This window comes from Cobetia sp. 1AS1, assembly GCF_029846435.1.
Classification (GTDB): Bacteria; Pseudomonadota; Gammaproteobacteria; order Pseudomonadales; family Halomonadaceae; genus Cobetia; species Cobetia amphilecti.
On record NZ_JARWKU010000012.1, the window covers coordinates 84,195 to 105,004 of the forward strand.

Consider the following 20,810-nt stretch of genomic DNA (forward strand, 5'->3'; position numbering starts at 1 on the left):
AAACGACGGCGCGCACGGATGATCTCATTATGTCATCGCCATGCAATGTAGAGCTGACGATACCGTTCACACGACGCCGGCACAAGCACACCAAAGGCGCGTATGCCGCCCTTTGGCACTGTTTTGGCGCGTAGGAGGGCCTGTCGCCCTCCTCGCCGGTTGCCGACCTGCCATACACGGCTGTCATGATACGAAAACGCCCCCTGCGGCACGCGGTCGCAGAGGGCGTCTTTCCACTCACGCCGGGCCACCTTGCTCAGTCGCCGTGGCGTGATCAGGCTGAGTCATGTCAGCCGTTGCTGTGCCAGTGTCTCACTCGGTGACGTCTTCCGCCTGGCTGCTGCGACGCAGACGCACTGCCTTGGCGCGCTTGCTGCGCAGACGGATGTTGAGCATTTCCACCGCCAGCGAGAAGGCCATCGCCACGTAGATGTAGCCCTTGGGCACGTGGACACCGAAGCCTTCGACCATCAGCATCATGCCGACCATGATCAGGAAGGACAGCGCCAGCATCTTGATGGTCGGGTGACGATCGACGAAATCGCCGATGGGCTTGGCGGCCACCATCATGATGCCCACCGAGATGACGATGGCGATGACCATCACCATCAGGTGATCGACCATGCCCACCGCCGTGATCACCGAATCCAGCGAGAAGACGATATCGATCAAGGCGATCTGGACCATGATCGCCATGAAGCTGGCGCTGCCTTTCTTCGCGCCCTCTTCGGCGGGGTCTTCGCCTTCCAGGTTGGCGTGGATCTCGTGGGTGCTCTTGCCGAGCAGGAACAGGCCCCCGAAGACCAGAATCAGATCGCGTCCCGAGAAGCTGAAGTCGGCCACGCTGAACAGGGGCGCGGTCAGTGACATCAGCCACGACAGCGACATCAGCAGCACGATGCGCATGCCCATCGCCAGGCCCAGGCCGATCATGCGCCCGCGCTGACGCTGGGACTCGGGCAGCCGCGCGACCAGAATCGACAGGAAGATGATGTTGTCGATGCCCAGCACGATCTCAAGCGCGGTCAGGGTCGCCAGGGCCACCCATGCCGAAGGGTCCATCAACCATTCCATTGTCTTGCTCCTTGTGTGTTGCGAGAACCGGCCTTCCCGGGTCGTGCCAGCACGATGCGACAGATCACGGCAGGTTGGCGTGAAGCATCGCATGTTGTGCAGGGCAGCAACAGCGGTCGCCGCCCTGCCACGCCAACGGACATGCACAAAAAAACGGCCTCCCGAAGGAGGCCGTTCTGTCAGCCAGGCCTGTCAGCCAGACCTGTCAGCGACGGATGCCGAAACCTTCCAGGAAGGTCACGGCACCCGCGCTTCATGCCACAGGCATCATCAGAGCAGCATGCGACGCACGTCGGTCAGCACCTGAGCCAGATACGCCGTGAAGCGTGCTGCATCCGCCCCGTTCACCGCACGGTGATCGTAGGACAGTGACAGCGGCATCATCAGACGCGGCTGGAAGGCAGCGCCGTCCCACACCGGCTTCATCTGCGCCTTGGAGACGCCCAGGATGGCGACTTCCGGCGTGTTGACGATCGGTGTGAAGGCAGTACCGCCAATGGAGCCAAGGCTCGAGATGGTGAAGCAACCACCGGTCATCTCTTCGCGCTTGAGCTTCTTGGTCTGCGCCTTCTTGGCCAGTTCCACGGACTCCTTGGCCAGGTCCAGCAGGCTCTTCTGATCCGCATTGCGGATCACCGGCACCATCAGGCCGTCCGGCGTATCCACCGCGATACCGATGTGCACGTACTTCTTGTGCACCAGGGTCTCGCCGTCAGCCTTGAGGCTGACGTTGAACTGCGGATACTTGGCCAGCGCGTGAGCCGCCGCCTTGATCATGAACGGCAGCGGCGTGAGCTTGGCACCTGCCGCTTCCGCCTCGGCCTTCATGGACTTGCGGAAGGCCTCGAGCTCGGTGATATCGGCTTCATCGAACTGGGTCACGTGCGGGACGTTGAGCCAGCTGCGATGCAGATTGGTGGCACCGGCCTTCATCAGGCGGCCCATCTTCTTCTCTTCGATCTCACCGAACTGGCTGAAGTCCTGATCCGGCACCTGCGGGATACCGGCACCGCCGGTGGCCTGCGCGGCAGGGGCTGCCGGTGCGGACTTGGCCTTCTGCATCATCTGCTTGACGTAGGCCTGGACATCTTCCTTCACCACACGGCCCTTCGGACCGCTGCCGGAGACGTCCGCCAGGTCGACACCGAACTCACGTGCCAGCAGGCGAACCGCAGGCCCTGCGTGGACCTTGGCACCCTTGCTCGGCTTGTGAGCGGCCATCTGGGCTTCCGGGCTCGGCGCACCGGCCGGTGTCGGAGCCGGCTTCTGCTCGCTCTTCTCCGCCTTGGGAGCAGCCGGCGCTTCGGACTTGGCAGCCTTCGGCGCAGGCGCGGCACCCGCGACCTCGATGTAACCGATCAGGTCACCCTCGGAGACGGTGTCACCTTCCTTGACGGAAAGCTCCACCACCTTGCCCTTGTAGGGGCTCGGGATGTCCATGGTCGCCTTGTCGGACTCGAGCGTGATCAGCGCGTCTTCCTCGTTGACCTCGTCGCCGACGGCCACGGCCATCTCGATGATCGGCACGCTGTCGCTGCCGGACAGATCCGGGACACGCAATTCCTTGCGCTCCGGCTCACCGGAGGCCGGCTCTTCTTCAGCAGCCGGTGCCTCGGAAGACGTGTCTTCAGAGGTGGACTCGGAGGAGGAAGCCTGCTCGGCCGGCGCGGAATCAGACGCGCTGTCACCGCCTTCACCGGCGATTTCCATCTGACCGATGACGTCACCGGAAGCGACGCTGTCGCCTTCCTTGACGGTCAGCTTGACGATCTTGCCCTTGTGCGGGCTCGGGACGTCCATGCTGGCCTTGTCGGATTCCAGCGTGATCAGCGCATCTTCGGCGTCGACTTCATCGCCTTCGGAGACGGCCATCTCGATGATCGGCACGGCTTCGGAGTCGCCCAGGTCCGGCACGACGATGTCGACGGTCTGGGTACCACCGGAAGCGGCCTTCGGTGCAGAAGCGTCTTCCTTCGGCGCTTGCTGCTCAGAGGCTTCCTGCTTGGGAGCCTCTTCCTTCGGCGCTTCCTGCTCGTCAGAAGCGTCAGAGGAGGTGTCACCACCGCCTTCGGCTTCCAGCTCCAGGATATCGTCGCCTTCGGAGACGGTGTCGCCTTCCTTGACGAGAATCTTCACCACCTTGCCGCCCTTCGGTGCCGGCACATCCATACTGGCCTTGTCGGACTCAAGAGTGATCATGGTGTCTTCGGCGGAAATGACATCTCCCACCGCCACCGCTATCTCGATGATCTCGACATCGGAACTACCGCCAATGTCGGGAACCTTGATGATTTCGCTGCTCAAGATCGTGCTCCTTCCAAAACGTGCACGGGGAGCGACACCCGAATCACCTGCGCATCATCATGATGTCGAGGAGGGAGTGCCGCTCGCCTGTTCCGCGATCTCCGCTCAGACGTTCAGCGGATTCGGCTTGTTGGGGTCGATGCCGTAGGTCTTGATCGCTTCCGCGACCACCTTGCGGTCGATCTCACCACGATCCGCCAGCGCCTTCAGGGCCTGAACGGTGACGAAGTTGCGGTCGACTTCGAAGAAGTGACGCAGCTTCTCGCGGGTATCGGAACGACCGAAACCGTCGGTACCGAGCACGTGATAGTCAGCCGGCACCCAGGCACGAACCTGGTCAGCAAACAGCTTCATGTAGTCAGTGGCAGCCACGACCGGGCCGTCACGTCCTTCCAGACACTGAGTGATGTGCGGCTTGGCCGGGGTCTCTTCCGGCTTGAGGAAGGCCTGACGATCCAGTTCCAGCGCTTCGCGACGCAGCTCGTTGAAGCTGGTGACGCTCCAGATGTCGGCGTCGACACCGTAGTCCTGCTTGAGCATCTCGGCGGCTGCCTCGACTTCACGCAGGATGGTGCCGGAACCCAGCAGCTGAACGCGTGCCTTGCCGTCCTTGCCGCCTTCCTTGAGCAGGTACATCCCCTTGATGATGTCCTCTGCGGGCACCGTCTCGAGTGCTGGCTGCTCGTAGTTCTCGTTCATCACCGCCAGGTAGTAGAAGACCGGCTCGTGCTGCTCGAACATGCGCTTCATGCCGTCCTGCACGATGACCGCCACTTCGTGAGCGTAGGTCGGGTCGTAGGTACGGCAGTTCGGGATGGTCGAGGCCAGGATATGGCTGTGGCCATCCTGGTGCTGCAGACCTTCGCCGTTCAGGGTGGTACGACCGGCAGTACCGCCGACCAGGAAGCCACGCGCCTGCAGGTCGCCTGCGGCCCACGCCAGATCACCGATGCGCTGGAAGCCGAACATCGAGTAGTAGACGTAGAACGGCATCAGCGGCAGGTTGTGGTTGGCGTAGGACGTTGCCGCCGCCACCCACGCAGACATGGCGCCTGCTTCGGAGATACCTTCCTCGAGGACCTGACCTTTCTGGTCCTCGCGGTAATACATGATCTGACCCTTGTCGACCGGCTCGTACTTCTGGCCTGCCGCGGTGTAGATACCCAGCTGACGGAACATGCCTTCCATGCCGAAGGTACGCGCTTCGTCAGGAATGATCGGCACGACACGCTCGCCGAGGGTCTTGTGCTTGACCAGACCGTTGAGCACGCGCACGAAGGCCATGGTGGTGGACACTTCGCGGCCGTTGGAACCCTTGAGCTGGGACGCGAAGATCTTGTCGTCCAGCGGCGGGATTTCCAGCGTTTCATACTCGGTGCGACGCTGCGGCAGGTAGCCGTTCAGACGTTCGCGCATGAGGTGCATGTACTTCATTTCCGGGCTGTCGTCCGCCGGCTTGTAGTACGGCACTTCCTCGAGCTGCTCGTCGGTCAGCGGAATACCGAAGCGATCGCGGAATGTCTTCAGCGCTTCGTGTTCCATGGTCTTGACCTGGTGGGCTTCGTTGGCCGCTTCGCCATCACCCATGCCCATGCCGTAACCCTTGACGGTGTGCGCCAGGATGACGGTCGGACGACCATTGGCGTTGTTGACCGCCTCGTGATACGCCGCGTAGACCTTGTACGGATCGTGGCCACCACGGTTCAGACGCCAGATATCGTCGTCTGACATGTCCTTGACCAGATCAGCCGTCTCCGGGTACTTGCCGAAGAAGTGCTCACGCGTGTACGCGCCGCCATTGGCCTTGTAGTTCTGGTAGTCGCCGTCGACCGCTTCGTCCATGCGCTTCTGCAGGATGCCTTTCTTGTCCTGTTCGAAGAGCGGATCCCAGAAGCGACCCCAGGTGACCTTGAGCACGTTCCAGTCGGCACCACGGAAGACGCCTTCCAGCTCGTCCATGATACGGCCGTTGCCGCGCACCGGGCCGTCAAGACGCTGCAGGTTGCAGTTGATGACGAAGATCAGGTTGTCGAGGTTCTCGCGGCCAGCCAGCGAGATGGCACCCAGGGATTCCGGCTCGTCACACTCGCCGTCACCCATGAAGCACCACACCTTGCGGTCGTACATGGACTTCAACTCACGCGAGTTGAGGTACTTCATGACGTGCGCCTGGTAGATCGCCTGGATCGGGCCCAGACCCATGGAGACGGTCGGGAACTGCCAGTAATCCGGCATCAGCCACGGGTGCGGATAAGAAGACAGGCCGTTGCCGTCGACTTCCTGACGGAAGCTGTCCATCTGCTCCTGGCTGAGACGACCTTCCAGGAAGGAACGGGCGTAGATGCCCGGCGCCACGTGACCCTGGATGTAAAGCAAATCGCCTTCGAAATCTCCTTCCGGTGCACGGAAGAAGTGGTTGAAGCCTACGTCGTAAAGCGTCGCACTGGACATGAAGCTCGAGATGTGACCGCCCAGGCCCTTGTGGGCACGGTTGTTGCGGATCACCTGAGCGATGGCGTTGTAACGGATAAGCGAACGGATACGACGCTCCATGAACAGGTCGCCCGGCATGCGCGCTTCGCGGTGCACGGGGATACTGTTGCGATGGGGCGTGGTCACCGAGAAGGGCACCTGATGGCCATCACGACGCAGGCGGTCGGCCAGGCGTGACATCAGGTACTGGGCACGATCCTCACCCTCACGATCCAGAACCGATTCCAGGGAGTCCAACCATTCCGTGGTTTCGATCGGATCGAGATCTTCTCTTGCCTCCAGACTCATAGACGTCTCTCCGAGTGAAGAAATTTTTTGTCAAACGTTTCGACGAACAGCGATATCGAAACCAGTGGCGCTCTTCAGTGTGGGCACGACCTTCTGAGTGGGTCGCATCTCCGATAGACCTGTCGTGACCGGGTCTTGCCGGCCGTCAATCTCGACGCGCATCCTGCGCCAAAGCAGGGCACAAGATGCAGTCATTTGGCGTGAAAGATACCGCAAACACCCCCGCGTGCCAATTCAGGGCAGCAAGACTCACCGGGCAGGTGCAAGGCTTGGCTGCCCCGCGGCAGCACTGGCCTCATGCGCCTTGCGGTCGGGACTCATACGCCAGACTGAGCCGCCCTCGATAGCCGTGATGTAGTAAAACTACCAACGCGCCCCGCCACTGGGCGTTTCCTGCCTGGAGACGCCACATAATGCTGCAATGCACCATCGCGAGGCGCCTGCGACCTTAGTCCTGAATGTCGTCCAGCAGGCGATCGAAGTAAGCCCAATCGAAGGCCGGGCCAGGATCCGTCTTGCGCAACGGCGCAATCCGCGCATGCGAGGTGATGCGCTCGCGCGTCAGCGCGGGATAGCTCGCCATCAGGCCGGCCACGGTGCGTGCCAGGGTGCGATATTGGACATCGCGATAGGGATGCACCTCATCGCCCTCGAGCTCGATGCCGATGGTGAAGTCATTGAGCTCAACGCGTTCACGCTGACCGTCATGCCAGCGCGAGCGACCGGCGTGCCAGGCTCGACGATCAAAGGGCACGAACTGCACCAGGCGACCGTCGCGCTGGATCAGCACGTGCGCCGAGACGCGCAGCTGATGGATATCGGCAAAGTAAGGGTGGGCGCCAGGGTCGAGCTGATTGGTGAACAGCTGCTCGATGGCCGGGCCACCGAAGCGTCCGGGCGGCAGGCTGATGGAATGCAGCACCAGCGCCGAGACTTCTCCCTCGGGACGAGCATTGTGATTGGGAGACGGCACCTGACGGGCGCTCTCCAGCCAGTGCTCGGGGGTGACCGCCAGACGCGTCAGGTGGCCCGACCGCGGGGAAGAGGACAAGGGGGGCATCGAAGACTCCAGACGGGAAGGTCGTCGCACGCGGGGACTGACCGCTCGCGTGGCTTTTCCTATAATGGCGCACATTATGGCATGCTCGGCAGCCACGGGTCTGTGGCACTGCCCCGGCACACGCACAGACCCCGGCTCCGGCAGCACTCTTCGTACAAGGATCAGACGCGCATGAACTTCCACGACGCCCTCGCCGAGGATATCCGTACCAGCGCCGCCCGCCTGCTCGCCGAGGATGTCGGCGGTGGCGATATCACCGCCGAATTGATTCCGGAGCGCCAGTGGGCCAAGGCGCGCGTGATCAGTCGCGAACCGGCCATCCTGTGCGGTGTGCCCTGGGTCGATGAGCTGTTTCGGCGCCTCGATCCGCGCGTCAGCCTCAAGTGGCTGGCCAGCGACGGTGATCGCCTCGAGGCCGACGCGCCCTTCCTGGAGCTGGAAGGCCCGGCACGTTCGCTGCTGACCGGCGAGCGTGCAGCGCTCAACCTGCTGCAGACGCTCTCCGGCACCGCGACCCGCGCCAGCCACTATGCCTCGCTGGTCGAGGGCAGTGGCGTGCGCCTGCTCGATACCCGCAAGACCCTGCCGGGCATGCGTGTCGCCCAGAAGTACGCCGTCAGCTGCGGCGGTGGCCACAATCATCGCATCGGCCTCTATGACGCCTTCCTGATCAAGGAAAACCATATCGCCGCCTGTGGCAGCATCGCGGCGGCGGTACGTGAGGCGCGCGACATCGCCTCCGACGTCACCTGTGAAGTGGAAGTCGAGAATTTCGAGGAGCTGGCCCAGGCGCTGGATGCCGGTGCCGACGTCATCATGCTCGACAACTTCGACAACGATCAGCTCATCGAGGCCGTGGCGCGCAACAAGGCGCATGCCAAGCCGGCCGTGCTGGAAGCCTCCGGCAACGTCAGCGAGGCGACCCTGCCGGGTATCGCCGCCACCGGCGTGGATTGCATCTCGATCGGCGCACTGACCAAGGACGTGACCTCCATCGACCTGTCGATGCGCATCTACACTGTCGAGACCCGCTAGCCAACGTCAGGTGAATGCCTTCCTGCTGGCCAGCTCCTGTCCTGCAGAGGTCGCCGCTGACGCCGGCCCATCTGTCACGACACATTGCCATGCCGCCAGGGAGGCGCCCCATGTCCCCGCCATCTCCTCATCAGCCGCCGCCTGAAGCCCCCAGGTCATCAGGCGGCGGTTGGCAGACTCTCCGCTGGAGCCTCTACGCGCCGATCTATGACCGTGTGGCCGCTCGCATCCTGCGCTCCGCGCGGCGCGACGCCATCGCGACCCTCGATATCCAGGCGGGCACCCGCGTGCTGCTGCTCGGCGGTGGCACCGGGCTCGACCTGCCCTTCCTGCCCCGTGACATCGAGCTCGAGGTGATCGACGCCTCCCCCGCCATGCTGCGCCGCTGTCGCGAGCGTGCCGAGACGCTGGGCTTCGATGCCAACGTCAAGCCGGGCGACGCCATGGCGCTCGACTTCCCCGATGGCTATTTCGATGTCGTCATCGCCCATCTGATCATCGCCGTGGTGCCCGAGCCCCAGCGCGCCTTCGATGAAGCGCTGCGCGTGCTGGCCAGCGATGGCGAGCTGTCGCTGCTCGACAAGGGCCTGCGCGGCAATCGCCCGGCCGGACGGCTGCGGCGTCTGCTCAATCCACTGGCTCAACTGGTGGCGACCAACCTCAATGTGCCGCTGGACAACCTGCTGGAGGGCCATGCGGTGCAGCGACTCGAGGACCGCGACCTCGGCCCCGGCGGGGTGTTGCGCCACATGCATCTGCGCAAGATCTGATCTGCACTGCCACTCCCCCCTTGCATTGCGCGCTCGGCATCGCCACACAATGAGCACACCCGGATGACGAAAGCGACACGGCTCATGGCACCTGCCTGGGCTCTCGTCGCCGTCGCTCCCTGCAAGGAGGTTTGCATGCAGATTGATCTACGCGGCCGCAGCGCCATCATCAGTGGTTCCACTGCCGGTATCGGCTTCGCCATCGCCACAGGGCTTGCCCGCGCAGGCGCCAGCGTCACCTTGACCGGCCGCACCCAGGCACGTGTCGATGAGGCCGTCGCCAGCCTCAGAGACAAGGCGCCGGGCAGCGAGGTACAGGGCGTGGCCGCGGACCTGGGCACACGCGAAGGCTGTGACACGCTGATCCGCGCCGTGCCGGATACCGATATCCTGATCAACAATGTCGGCATCTTCGCCCCGCAGGATTTCTTCGACACCGACGACGACACCTGGGAGCAGTTCTTCCAGGTCAACGTGATGTCGGCGGTGCGCCTGTCCCGCCACTATGCGCGCGGCATGAAGGAGCGCGACTGGGGTCGCATCCAGTTCCTGTCCAGCGAATCGGCGCTCAACATCCCCAGCGAGATGGTCCACTACGGCATGACCAAGTCGGCGGTTCAGTCCGTCTCACGCGGGCTCGCCAAGGTGCTGTCCGGCACCCGGGTGACCGTCAACGCCATCCTGCCGGGGCCGACCCGTTCCGAGGGCGTGCTCGAGATGCTCAAGCAAAACGCCGAGGAGCAAGGCAGGTCACTTGAAGAGGTCGAGGCCGACTTCGTCAAGCAGGCCCGCCCGACCTCCATCCTGCAGCGCCTGGCAAGCCCCGAGGAAGTCGCCAACATGAGCGTCTACGCTGCCTCCGAGCAGGCCAGCGCCACCACCGGCGCCGCATTGCGTGTGGAAGGCGGCATCGTCGACACCATGGCCTGATCGTCTGATCACGCGGCATGACTGACACCATGCCAGAGGCGACACCATGCCAGACACAAGAAGCCCCCACCGGGCGACCGGTGGGGGCTTCTTCATGTTCAGCATCACAGTGCTGTGCGCTTCACTCGTCCAGGCGCTTCACTCGTCGAGACGTTTCTCGAAGCGCTCGCGCTTGAGGCAGATACCATCACGCTTGACGTGCTCAAGCCCCAGACTGTGCCAACCACGGCGGGCCAGGCCCGGCGACAGCGTCAGACTGGCCTCCAGACTCATCACGCGCACCTTGCGCTCGCGCAGGTCGCGCTCGGCTGCCGCCAGCAACTGGCTGCCGATGCCCTGCCCCATCAGACTCGGATAGACGTAAAGCATCTCGATGCGCGCCAGCGGCCATTCGGGGGCGTACTCGCAGAAGCCGATGCAGCGGCCATCACGCTCCGCCACCAGCACCTCGAAGCGATGCTGACGCGCGGCCCAGCGTTCGGCGTCGCGCGGGACACGCGCGGCCCACTGCTGTCGCTGCGCCAGATCATAATGACCGGCAGCGCCCTGCATGACGGCCTGGTAGAACACCTCAGCCTGATCCGCAGCATGCTTCGGCTGCGCCGCCACGATATGAACACGCTCCCTGGCCACTTCACGGCTATCGGTCTGGCTGTGCAATCGTTCGTCCTCCTTGTGTCCTCGAACGAGGACGATGTATTCATGAAACCCTGGCAGGCTCACGGCTGTCACCTGTCACTGAAACGCCCTGCTCAGCCGCTGAAGGACACCTCATCGAAGCGGCTGGCCCGGGGGTGATCTCCCGTGACCATGTCCGGTTCTCGCACCAGCTGCCAGGTATGGAAGCCGGCGGCGGCAGCGGCGTCCAGCTCGGCGACGACATCCGACAGGAACAGGATCTCCGCGCCCGGAATGCCCAGCTGACCGGCGATGCGGCGATAGCTCTCGGCTTCCTGTTTGGGGCCCGTAGTGGTGTCGAAGTAGCCGGCAAACAGCGGAGTCAGATCGCCGACATCGGAATGCCCGAACAGCAGCTTCTGGGCCTGGATGGAGCCTGAAGAGTAGACATACAAGGACAGGCCGCGTTCCTTCCAGTCACGCAATCCCTTCACGGCATCGGGATAGACATGGCCGGTGAAGTCACCGTCCGCGTAGCCCTGTGCCCAGACCATGCCCTGCAGCGCCTTGAGCGGCGTGGCCTTGCGGTCAGCGTCGATCCAGCCTTCCAAAATGGCGATCACGGCCTCGAGATCAGCCTTCGGCGCCTCGGCCAGCTCGCGGGTGGCGGCCAGCTGCTCGGCGACGTCCTCACGCTCGGCGTTGGCACGCACGAAATCGCCCAGATTGGCGTGCGCATAGGGGAATAGCACCTGATGCACGAAGCGAATCGAGCCGGTCGTGCCCTCGATGTCGGTGACGATGGCGCGAATCATGCGGACTCCTGGGAATGCGGGGCTGCGGTCTGGGTAAAGTGCTCGGCCAGCGCTTCATGACGCGGGAAGCGGGCGGCGATGTCATTGTCGGTGAAGTTGGCGATCCAGCCTTCCGGATTGGTGAACAGGCGGATGGCGGTGAAGTCCGGCGTCGGCCCCATGTCGAACCAGTGCGGCGTGCCGGCTGGTACGGCGATCAGGTCATCCTTCTCGCAACCGACCGCCAGCACGCGCTCGCCCAGATGCAGATAGAAGATGCCGCTGCCGCGCACGAAGAAGCGCACTTCATGCTCCGCGTGGCGGTGCTCATCGAGGAACTTGCCGCGCAGAGCGTCGCGGTCAGGATGATCCGGCGTCAGGCCGATCACGTCGGCAGTGACGAAGCCGTTCTCGGACTTGAGACGCGCGACATCGTCGGCGTAGGCCGCCAGCACCTGGGTCTGGTCGGTGGGGTCACTCATCTCGCAGCCCGCCGTCCAGCGCTCGAAGCGAATGCCTTCGGCCTCGAGTTCGCTGGCGATCTGCGCGCCATCATTGGTGATCAACTGCGGACGCGAGGCGTCCTGCTCGGCGTAGATGGCCAGAAAGCTCATCGCTGTCTCCTCAGTTCCAGTTCACAACCCATCAGGAAATCGAGCGCTTCGACATGGCGGCGACAGGCCGTCATGCTGCTGGCCCAGGTATAGAGACCATGGCCGCGAATCAGGTAGCCGTGCAGACCGGCATCGGCGGCCAGGCGGGCGCGCACGTCCAGCGCCAGCGCCTCGATATCCTGAGTATTGTCGAAGACGGCCAGACGTACCGCCGTCTCATGACTCTTGACGCCTTCCAGCGCCTTGTTGAGCTCGAAACCCTCCAGGCTCAGGGTGTCGCCCTCATGGCACAGCGACAGCACGGTGGCGGCCCTGGAGTGGGTATGCAGAATCGCCTGCGCGTGGGGCAGGTCTTCGTAGAGCTGACCATGCAGGCGCGCCTCGTCAGAGGCCTTGCGGGAAGTGCCCTGCAGCCTGACGGCAAAATCGCTGACCAGAATGTCGCCACTGGTCAGGCGGCCCTTGTGGCAACCCGAGGCGGTGACCGCCATCAGGCGATCACTGAGACGACAGGAGAAGTTGCCACCGGTGGCCGGCACCTGCCCGGCAGCATCCAGCGCCTGACCGGCCTCGATCAACTGTTGGCTCGCCAGTGCAAGGCGGTCGAGGTCCAGTGTCGACGGCAGGCCGTCGGCAGCGGCAATGGCGATAGGGTCTGACATGATCAAAGTTGCCCTCAAGAGTCGCGCGGGGCATTCACGCCCCGTCGCCAGCATCACGATTCAGCGCCACGCGGCGCTGCTCTCGCGGCAGACTACACAAGCCGACCCAGTGAGACCAGTCATGCCGTGCGACGACGGGCATGGCATCATGGCGACCTGGAATGTCACACGACATTCTGCGCCATCATCACTTCAGCCTCTGCCACGGTCATGCCATGTCCTCTTCCGATCAGCCCACCAGCCCCCACCCGACAGCCGACACGGCCGAGCGCCCGATGAGCGACGCCGCACTGGCCAGACGCCTGCCGCTGCTGCCCCCTCATCTGCGTGAGCAGGCCGCGGCGCTGGGGCAACAGGCCATGCAGCCGGTGGGCATCATCGAAAGCTGCTACCCGGACAAGTTCGGCATTCCCCGCCAGCCGGGGCTGGCGCGCCACGCCACCGCCATCCTGCACCTGCTGCCGCCCTTCGATGACCCGGACTGCGTGCGCGACATCGAGGGCTTCAGCCATCTGTGGATCCATTTCCTGTTCCACGCCAGCCCCACACGCTGGACGCCCTTGATCCGCCCGCCGCGCCTGGGCGGCAATGCGCGCACCGGCGTCTTCGCCTCGCGCAGCACCCACCGTCCCAACCGACTGGGGCAGTCGGTGGTCGAACTGGCAGGCGTCGAGACGGCGGCCAATGCCGCGCCGGATGGCGGGCAGTCGAGCAAGCGCAACGGCGTGCGCCTGCTGCTGCGCGGCCATGACCTGCTCGATGGCACACCGGTGATGGACATCAAGCCCTATCTGCCGTGGGTCGATTCCGTGCCCGAGGCGCGTGCCGGCTACGCGCCTGCGCCACCGCCACGTCACGCCGTCGTCTTCAGCGCACAGGCCGAGCAGACACTGGCGACGCGGGCCGACAGCGCTACGCTGCGCGCCCTGATCGAGGAAGTGCTCGCCCAAGACCCGCGCCCCGCCTATCACGCCGCCAGGCCCGCCGATGGCAAGCGCCAGTATGGCGTACGACTGGTGGACGTGGATGTGCGCTTCACGGCCCGCACGCAACCCGATGGCTCCTTGACGATGGAGGTCGCGGCCATCGTGACCGTCTGATCAAGCCCCTGCGCGAGTCAGAGCAGCGCCTTGCCCAGTGGGAGTCAACGCCTTGCATGAAGCGGATCGAAGGATTGCGCGCGCCAGATCAAGACAATGCCAGATTGGATTGGCAAACCGTCACGAGACCTGACCATACTGGGCGTGCGTTCCTTCATCTCCACTCGTTTCACCGGGAGTCCGCCGCATGAGTATCCGTCTGCTTGCCTTTGCCGCCAGTACCCGCAAGGCCTCCGTCAATCGACGCCTGATCGAGCGCCTGGCGCACCACGCCCGACAGGAAGGTGCCGAGGTCAGTCTGCTCGATCTCAACGACTTCCCGATGCCGCTCTACGATGGCGACAGCGAAGAAGCCAATGGCCGCCCCGCCAGCGCCGACCGCCTGCAGGAGATGCTGGCCAGCCATCAGGGGCTGCTGCTGGCGACGCCGGAATACAACGGCTTCTTCAGCCCGCTGCTCAAGAACACCTTCGACTGGCTGTCACGCCCGGCGGCGGATGGCCAGAGCGGCATGGATGCCCTGCGCGGCATGCCGGTCGGCATCGTCTCAGCCTCACCGGGCGCCATGGGCGGCATGCGGGCGCTGCCCTTCGTGCGCCTGTACCTGAACAACCTCGGCATGCTGGTCGCGCCACAGCAGATCGCGGTCTCGCGTGCCGCCAGCGCCTTCCACGAGGATGGCAGCCTGGATGACGAAGGCCAGGACCACGCCCTCGCGGCTGTCGCCCGCCAGGTGATCGACCTGGCCAGTCTGCGCGCCTCCTGAAGCGCCACGCCTCTTTCCTCACAGCTACGTTCCCGGCCAGACACTTGGCGCCTGCCAAACAGGAACGACCCCCTGCCATTGGCAGGGGGTCGTTCCTTGATGCGCTGTCTGTGACGTCAGAGCGTCAGTGCATCACCTCAGACTTAGACCCAGATTCAGGCTCAGGCCGAGAAATCGATACCGATACGGCGACCGACTTCCTCGTAGGCTTCGATCACGCCGCCCAGACCCTGACGGAAGCGGTCCTTGTCGAGCTTCTCGCGCGTCTCGGCATCCCACAGACGGCAGCCGTCCGGCGAGAATTCGTCACCCAGCACGACCTCACCCTTGAAGACACCGAATTCAAGCTTGTAGTCGACCAGCAGGATGCCGCCGTCGAGGAACAGCTGCTTGAGGATGTCGTTGACCTGGAAGGTCAGTTCCTTGGCGCGTGCCAGGTGCTTGGGCTCTGCCCAGCCAAAGGTCTCGACCAGCGACTCGTTGATCATCGGGTCGCCCTTCTCGTCGTTCTTGAGGAACAGCTCGAAGGTCGGCGGATTGAGCTCGATGCCTTCCTCGACACCCAGACGACGCACCAGTGAGCCGGCGGAGATGTTACGCACCACGCACTCCACTGCCATCATGTCGAGACGCTTGACCAGACACTCGTTGTCACTGACCAGACGCTCGAAGTGGGTCGGGATACCGGCCGCCTTGAGTTTCTCCATGATGAAGGCATTGAACTTGTTGTTGACCATGCCCTTGCGATCCAGCTGCTCGATACGCTTGCCGTCGAAGGCGCTGGTATCGTCGCGGAATTCCAGCAGCAGAAGATCCGGGTCGTCAGTGACGAAGACGGATTTGGCCTTGCCAGCGTAGAGCTCTTCACGCTTTTCCATGAGATTCCCCCTGATGACGCTAGACGCGTCGAGTGTTGAGGCGGTCGACGATGAATCGATCACGCTTGAATCTGTCACGCCCAGTCGAGAAGGACTGTGGCGTTGGTGTATGGCGTGATTCGAGAGCTGTCCATCTGGTCAGCTCATCCAGAATCACAAACGCCCGATCGCGAAGCGACCGGGCGTCATGAATATCAGGCGATGGCCTGCCAGCCAAAGCCGCTGTCCTGCGCGGCGATGATCAGGCGACTATCGTCATCCGCAAGCCAGGGGGCCAGTGCCTCCCGGGCCAATGACGGATGGTTGTTGCTCTCCGACAGGTGCGAGGCCACCAGCCGCTGCAGGCGCGCCAGCCCCAGATAGGGCAAGGCGGCACACGCCTGGGCATTGGCCAGGTGACCGAGCCGCCCCCCGACCCGCCGCTTGAGGCTGGGCGGATACGGCCCACTGGCCAGCATCTGCGGATCGTGGTTGAACTCCATCACCAGTGCGTCGCAATCGGCAAAGCACTGCAGCACATGCTCACTGACATGACCGAGATCGGTCAGCACGCCGAGGCGACGCGTGGCCGTCTCACCGCGCCGGTTGAAGACGAACTGCACCGGCTCGCGCGCATCGTGGGGCACCGTGACCGGCAGAATCTCGAGATCCTTGATCGCGAACTCCTGCTGCGGCGTGATCAGATGCCGACTCGGCAGCGCGCCGAGCTTCTTGGCACGCCCGGCAAGCCAGGTGCCGGTGGTCAGATGCACCGGCACACCATGGCGACGCGCCAGCGGCCCCACGCCGCTCAGGTGATCACCATGTTCATGCGTGACCAGCACGGCGTCCAACTGCGAGGGATGCACCCCGAGGCGCGCCAGGCGCGCCTCGGTCTCCTTGAGGGTGAAGCCGCAATCGACTAGCACCAGTGCCTCGCGAGTGCGGATCAGCGTGCCGTTGCCCTTGCTGCCGCTGCCCAGCGAAGCCATCGCCATCACGCCCTGGGCGTCGTCACTCGGCCCACGGGCGGCCGTCAGGCCAGCCGCCAGCGCCCCACTGCCTGCCACCGGGAGGGGGATCTGAAACGACGCAGCCGCCTCACCCGACGAGTCGTCAGATGAGGCGGCGCAAGGCGTGTCGAGCCACATGCTCAGCGCAGTGTCGACGCCACGGCGTCGAGCAGCTCACGCGCCAGTGCCGGCGTGGTCTCTTCACCATCGGCACGGGTCGCCGTGACCAGGGTGTGGTCATTCTCGGCGCGCAGCTTGAGCACCATCGGCACCGGGTCACCATCGCCGCCGATACCCAACCAGCCGCCATCACGCTCTTCACGCGGGATGTAATCGACCATGAACTCGCCACGCGAGCGGTCCTGATCGGTCAGCGTCTGGTAGTCGGTGTTGAAGTTCTTCTGCAGCTGATAGAGCAGCTCGGCCCAGCTGCGCTCGGTATCCAGCGCCAGATCGACCTGCCAGGTGCCATCGCGGCCTTCCAGGCGCACGCGGTCATCACGACTGAGCGACTGGGCCGCCAGCGAGACACCACTATCGGCGGAAGACGCGGCCAGATAGCCGCTCAGCGCGTTCAGGCAGCTGCCGGCGACATCGCCGCCCTGCTGACAACGCACTTCGGAGGCATCGGCACGCAGCCCCTGGCTGACGCTGATGATGCCCTGGGCCGTGGTGATCTCGCCCTTGCCGGCATCGATGCTCTGCACATCAAGGCCCTGGTCGCGCACGAAGGACTGCAGACGCGTCCACACCGCTGCCGGCGCGGCGTTCACGGCCAGCCAGCGGGCATCGCCGCTCTGACGCATGGCAACGAACTCACGCCCGCCCTGCTCGCTGGTCGCCAGCGGCTGGGGACGCGGTGCCTCGAAGTCGTCGCTGGCCAGGAAGTCACTGCTGGCCTGCGGCACCGGCATGGAATCCTGGTAATCACCACGATTGATCGTGTCCGGCAGCTCCAGCGGCGGCGCGATGCTGGCATCGGCATACTCGCTGTTGCGATCGTAGTAGTAGCCATCACTGGAACAGCCTGCGACCGCGAGCGCCGTCAGCAGGGCCAGTGGCACGAAACGCTGACTCATCAGTTGAGCACCTCGGCCAGTTGCAGTGCTTCCTCGACCGTGGAGTGATACTGCTCGGACAGCCAGGTCAGCGGCAGACGCACGCCGGACTCCGGCGACAGGCCCATGCGGTGCATGGCGAACTTGACCGGGATCGGGTTGGACTCGACGCCCATCGCGGAGTGCAGCGGCATCAGGCGCGTGTTGATCTGGTGAGCGCGCTCGGCATCGCCGGCCACGGCGGCTTCGCACATCTCGTGCATCAGGCGCGGCGCGACGTTGGCCGTCACGGAGATATCGCCGTGGCCGCCCATCAGGATGAAGTCGCAGGCCGTGGGGTCATCGCCGGAGTAGAGCGCGAAGTCAGTGCCCTTGAGGCGGTCGATCAGTTCCTGACCGCGCTCCAGGTTGCCGGTGGCATCCTTGAGGCCGACGATGTTGTCGAGCTCGGCGAGGCGGAAGACCGTCTCGTTGTAGATATCGGAGCAGGTGCGACCCGGCACGTTGTAGAGAATGACCGGGATACCGGCCTGCTCGGCGACGGCCTTGAAGTGCTGGTAGAGCCCTTCCTGAGTCGGCTTGTTGTAGTACGGCGCCACGGAGAGGCAGTAATCCGCACCGACTTCCTTGGCGTAGCGAGCCAGCTCGACCGCTTCGGAGGTGGCGTTGGCGCCCGTGCCGGCGATGACCGGAATCTTGCCGGCGACCGTCTCGACCACACAGCGGATGACATCGAAGTGCTCCGCGAAGGACATGGTGGTCGGTTCGCCGGTGGTGCCGGCGGCGACGATGGCATCGGTGCCATTTTCGAGGTGGAAGGCGACCAGCTGGCGCAGGGCGTCCCAGTCGATCTCGCCGGTGGCCTTCATCGGGGTCGCCAGTGCGACAATGCTACCTGTGATCATCCCTCGAATTCTCCTCTGGTGCCTGATGCGCCAGGCGTGTCCCTGCGCTGTTGAAACAACGGATCTCGGGGACAGACATCTGACATAAATTGGTTGACGCAGGACTCTGATTGCGTGGGCACGCCGACACGCGAGTCGCGTCAAGGGTGATGATGTTACAAAGACCATCGAAGCCTGTACAGACGCCATCTGCACCGGTTGTGCAAAGCGGTGGATTCCCTCGCCTGTCCGTGGGGCAGATGCACGGTGGATGGACACGATGGCGCCGGTCGCCAAGACGGTGAAACACAAGAGTTCTGCCCTGTCTTTGACAAGTCAGGACGCCCTGCGTGTAATGCAGGACACACCGCAGAAGCGGGCAAGCGCGATGCCCATCACTGCCGGTTTTTTTCATCATTCAGCACTGTCAGCCGCCACATGGCCGTCAGTCATCGCCAGGAGAGCACGATGAGCGTCAGCCTCGGTCAGCCAATTCCCGACTTTACCGCCCAGGCCACCAGTGACACCGAAGTCACTCCGGCCAGCCTCAAGGGCAAGCAAGCCGTCATCTATTTCTACCCGAAGGACCACACGCCGGGCTGCACCACCGAAGGCGGTGACTTCCGCGACAACCTCGAGGAATTCGAAGCGGCCAACACCGTGATTCTCGGCGTTTCCCGCGACAGCCTGCGCACCCACGAGAACTTCCGGGCAAAGCAGGGCTACCCGTTCGAGCTGATCAGCGACCCGGACGAGACCCTGTGCAAGCTCTTTGACGTCATTCACATGAAGAAATTCATGGGCAAGGAAAGTCTCGGCGTGGTGCGCTCCACCTTCCTGATCGACGCCGACGGCAATCTGGCGCGCGAATGGCGTGGAGTGAAGGTCAAGGGCCATGTCGAGGAAGTGCTCGAAGCCGCCCGCGAGCTCAACGCTGACCGCTAGTCTCGAATGGCAGCAGCTCGAGTGGCAGCTGTCCGTGTGACAGCAGCTCGTGGAGAAACAGCTGAGCGGAGTGCGCCTGTGCGCCAGCCGCCTCAGCCATGAAAAAGCCCCGCCGATTGGCGGGGCTTTTTCGATCAGGCGCTCTTGTCCGCGACCCGATTCTCCTCGGCGCGCGCCCGGCGCGGCCAGGCATAGAGCAGCGACTTCATCAGGGTCGCCAGCGGGATGGCGAAGAACACCCCCCAGAAGCCCCAGATGCCGCCGAAGAACAGCACCGCGAGGATGATCGCCACCGGATGCAGATTGACCGCCTCCGAGAACAGCAGCGGCACCAGCACGTTGCCATCCAGCGCCTGGATGATGCCGTAGGCGATCATCACGTACATGAAGGTATCGCCCAGCCCGTAATGGAAACCGGCGACGGCGGCGACCGGCAAGGTTGCCCCTGCCGCGCCGATATAGGGAATCAGCACCGAGAAGCCGACCACGATCGCCAGCAGCGCCGAATACGGCAGCCCGAAGGCGACGAAGGTGACGTAGCTGACGCCGCCGACGATGACGATCTCGATCACCTTGCCGCGCACGAAGTTGGCGATCTGGTCATCCATCTCGTTCCAGACCCGGCTCATCAGCAGACGCTTGCGCGGCAGTAGCGCCAGCGTGAAGTCCACCAGCCGCTCGCGGTCCTTGAGCATGAAGAACACCAGGATCGGCACCAGCACCAGGTAGATCACCACGCCCATCAGGTTGCCCAGCGACGCCAGCGACAGCGATACCGCGCGCTGCCCGAACTGGGTCAGCTCTCGCCCGGCGGCGCCGACCCACTGCTGGACCTGCTCCGGCGTGATCAGGCCGGGGAAGCGCTCCTGCAACTCGCCCAGCCAGCGCTGCCCGGAGGCGAACATGCCGGGGATCTCCTGAATCAGGTTGGCCAGCTGATGCCAGACCAGCGGCAGCAGGATCAGCGCACTGGCCAGCATGATGCCCATGAACACCAGCGTCATCAGGCTGACCGCCGCCAGACGCGGCAGGCCGCGGCGCTCCATCCAGCTCACGCCGCTCTGCAGCAGGAAGGCGACGATCAGGGCGGTGAAGAATGGCGCCAGCATGCTGCCGAGCAGAATGACGGCGGCGAACACCAGCACCAGCACCAGAAACAGCACCACCGCTTCTTCGTCGGAGAAATAGCGCTCGATCCAGCCACGCAACAACGTCTTCATGGTCATGACGGATCTTCCTCGCACAGCGCCTTGATCACGAAGCGATAATCGCCCTCTGGCGTCTCTTCACGCGAGACCAGCGCGTGATCGCTCAGCGCCAGATAGGCAGGGATGTCGCCCCAGGCGCCGGCGTCGCTGGCGAGGACCTCGAGTTGCTCGCCGGCACTCATGCCAGCCAGTTTGAGCTTGGTGCGCAGCAGCGGCAACGGACAGTGCAGGCCGCGCGCATCCAGCGTCTGCAGGTGGGTATCGGCCGTGGAGTCAGCCATCGGATTCGCAGTCTCAGCGCCAGGTCGTTCGAATGCCATCTGCCCTTCCGTTCTCG

The 20,810-nt window shown here is 64.0% G+C and carries 20 protein-coding genes; 6 read left to right on the plus strand and 14 right to left on the minus strand.

Going from position 1 to position 20,810, the window contains the following annotated elements:
- Nucleotides 1-312 precede the first annotated feature (312 nt).
- The 4 genes from QD280_RS16270 to ampD form a co-directional block, all read right to left on the minus strand.
- Nucleotides 313-1,074, minus strand: a complete 762-nt coding sequence (locus tag QD280_RS16270) for a TerC family protein (RefSeq protein WP_043333781.1) — start codon at nt 1,072-1,074, stop codon at nt 313-315.
- 270 nt (nt 1,075-1,344) lie between these two features.
- The gene (aceF, locus tag QD280_RS16275; protein ID WP_279840022.1) at nt 1,345-3,378 is read right to left on the minus strand and encodes a pyruvate dehydrogenase complex dihydrolipoyllysine-residue acetyltransferase; all 2,034 of its coding nucleotides are present in this window, start codon (nt 3,376-3,378) and stop codon (nt 1,345-1,347) included.
- Nucleotides 3,379-3,483: 105 nt separating this feature from the next.
- Nucleotides 3,484-6,159, minus strand: a complete 2,676-nt coding sequence (gene aceE, locus QD280_RS16280) for a pyruvate dehydrogenase (acetyl-transferring), homodimeric type (protein ID WP_043333779.1) — start codon at nt 6,157-6,159, stop codon at nt 3,484-3,486.
- A 448-nt stretch (nt 6,160-6,607) separates the two neighbouring features.
- Nucleotides 6,608-7,219, minus strand: coding sequence for a 1,6-anhydro-N-acetylmuramyl-L-alanine amidase AmpD (ampD, locus tag QD280_RS16285; RefSeq protein ID WP_052384569.1), 612 nt, complete (start codon nt 7,217-7,219; stop codon nt 6,608-6,610).
- Between the two features lie 171 nt (nt 7,220-7,390).
- Here ampD and nadC point away from each other — a divergent pair, with 171 nt between their 5' ends.
- The 3 genes from nadC to QD280_RS16300 all read left to right on the plus strand — a co-directional run bounded on the left by nadC (nt 7,391) and on the right by QD280_RS16300 (nt 9,954).
- Nucleotides 7,391-8,254: a carboxylating nicotinate-nucleotide diphosphorylase gene (nadC, locus tag QD280_RS16290; RefSeq protein ID WP_054556845.1), complete on the plus strand. Its 864-nt coding sequence runs from the start codon at nt 7,391-7,393 to the stop codon at nt 8,252-8,254.
- A gap of 110 nt (nt 8,255-8,364) precedes the next feature.
- Entirely contained in the window at nt 8,365-9,024 is a 660-nt protein-coding gene (locus tag QD280_RS16295; protein WP_279840023.1) for a class I SAM-dependent methyltransferase, read from the plus strand.
- A gap of 135 nt (nt 9,025-9,159) precedes the next feature.
- Nucleotides 9,160-9,954 carry an SDR family NAD(P)-dependent oxidoreductase gene (locus tag QD280_RS16300; protein WP_279840024.1) on the plus strand — a complete coding sequence of 265 codons (795 nt, stop codon included), beginning with the start codon at nt 9,160-9,162 and terminating at the stop codon, nt 9,952-9,954.
- A 138-nt stretch (nt 9,955-10,092) separates the two neighbouring features.
- On the opposite strand, the gene QD280_RS16305 is transcribed toward QD280_RS16300, so the two are convergent.
- The 4 genes from QD280_RS16305 to QD280_RS16320 form a co-directional block, all read right to left on the minus strand.
- Nucleotides 10,093-10,614 (minus strand): GNAT family N-acetyltransferase, encoded by a 522-nt coding sequence (locus tag QD280_RS16305; RefSeq protein ID WP_279834777.1) that lies wholly within the window; start codon nt 10,612-10,614, stop codon nt 10,093-10,095.
- A gap of 92 nt (nt 10,615-10,706) precedes the next feature.
- Entirely contained in the window at nt 10,707-11,387 is a 681-nt protein-coding gene (mtnC, locus tag QD280_RS16310) for an acireductone synthase (protein ID WP_279840025.1), read from the minus strand.
- Nucleotides 11,384-11,980 (minus strand): cupin, encoded by a 597-nt coding sequence (locus QD280_RS16315; protein ID WP_052384566.1) that lies wholly within the window; start codon nt 11,978-11,980, stop codon nt 11,384-11,386. Before QD280_RS16315 ends, mtnC begins: the two co-directional genes overlap by 4 nt.
- Complete coding sequence (locus tag QD280_RS16320; protein WP_175089099.1) at nt 11,977-12,642, minus strand: methylthioribulose 1-phosphate dehydratase; 666 nt, start codon at nt 12,640-12,642, stop codon at nt 11,977-11,979. Before QD280_RS16320 ends, QD280_RS16315 begins: the two co-directional genes overlap by 4 nt.
- A gap of 359 nt (nt 12,643-13,001) precedes the next feature.
- Between QD280_RS16320 and tsaA the strand changes: the two genes are divergently transcribed.
- Complete coding sequence (tsaA, locus tag QD280_RS16325; RefSeq protein ID WP_279834846.1) at nt 13,002-13,742, plus strand: tRNA (N6-threonylcarbamoyladenosine(37)-N6)-methyltransferase TrmO; 741 nt, start codon at nt 13,002-13,004, stop codon at nt 13,740-13,742.
- 187 nt (nt 13,743-13,929) lie between these two features.
- Complete coding sequence (locus QD280_RS16330) at nt 13,930-14,508, plus strand: NAD(P)H-dependent oxidoreductase (protein ID WP_043333775.1); 579 nt, start codon at nt 13,930-13,932, stop codon at nt 14,506-14,508.
- A gap of 161 nt (nt 14,509-14,669) precedes the next feature.
- Here QD280_RS16330 and purC read toward each other — a convergent pair whose 3' ends face one another.
- The 4 genes from purC to dapA form a co-directional block, all read right to left on the minus strand.
- A complete protein-coding gene (gene purC, locus QD280_RS16335) occupies nt 14,670-15,386 on the minus strand; it encodes a phosphoribosylaminoimidazolesuccinocarboxamide synthase (protein WP_043333774.1) in 717 nt (238 codons plus the stop codon).
- A gap of 194 nt (nt 15,387-15,580) precedes the next feature.
- Nucleotides 15,581-16,363 carry an MBL fold metallo-hydrolase gene (locus tag QD280_RS16340; RefSeq protein WP_043333823.1) on the minus strand — a complete coding sequence of 261 codons (783 nt, stop codon included), beginning with the start codon at nt 16,361-16,363 and terminating at the stop codon, nt 15,581-15,583.
- A gap of 155 nt (nt 16,364-16,518) precedes the next feature.
- Nucleotides 16,519-17,457 carry a hypothetical protein gene (locus QD280_RS16345; protein WP_054556839.1) on the minus strand — a complete coding sequence of 313 codons (939 nt, stop codon included), beginning with the start codon at nt 17,455-17,457 and terminating at the stop codon, nt 16,519-16,521.
- Entirely contained in the window at nt 17,457-18,341 is an 885-nt protein-coding gene (dapA, locus tag QD280_RS16350) for a 4-hydroxy-tetrahydrodipicolinate synthase (RefSeq protein ID WP_043336386.1), read from the minus strand. The genes QD280_RS16345 and dapA overlap by 1 nt, the downstream gene beginning before the upstream one ends.
- Before the next feature lie 447 nt (nt 18,342-18,788).
- Here dapA and QD280_RS16355 point away from each other — a divergent pair, with 447 nt between their 5' ends.
- Nucleotides 18,789-19,265: a peroxiredoxin gene (locus tag QD280_RS16355; RefSeq protein ID WP_279834773.1), complete on the plus strand. Its 477-nt coding sequence runs from the start codon at nt 18,789-18,791 to the stop codon at nt 19,263-19,265.
- Nucleotides 19,266-19,399: 134 nt separating this feature from the next.
- Here the strand turns inward: QD280_RS16355 and QD280_RS16360 are convergent, their stop codons facing one another.
- Both QD280_RS16360 and QD280_RS16365 read right to left on the minus strand, forming a co-directional pair.
- Nucleotides 19,400-20,491 (minus strand): AI-2E family transporter, encoded by a 1,092-nt coding sequence (locus tag QD280_RS16360; RefSeq protein ID WP_043336373.1) that lies wholly within the window; start codon nt 20,489-20,491, stop codon nt 19,400-19,402.
- Nucleotides 20,488-20,754 (minus strand): sulfurtransferase TusA family protein, encoded by a 267-nt coding sequence (locus QD280_RS16365; RefSeq protein ID WP_043336423.1) that lies wholly within the window; start codon nt 20,752-20,754, stop codon nt 20,488-20,490. The genes QD280_RS16360 and QD280_RS16365 overlap by 4 nt, the downstream gene beginning before the upstream one ends.
- Nucleotides 20,755-20,810 lie beyond the last annotated feature (56 nt).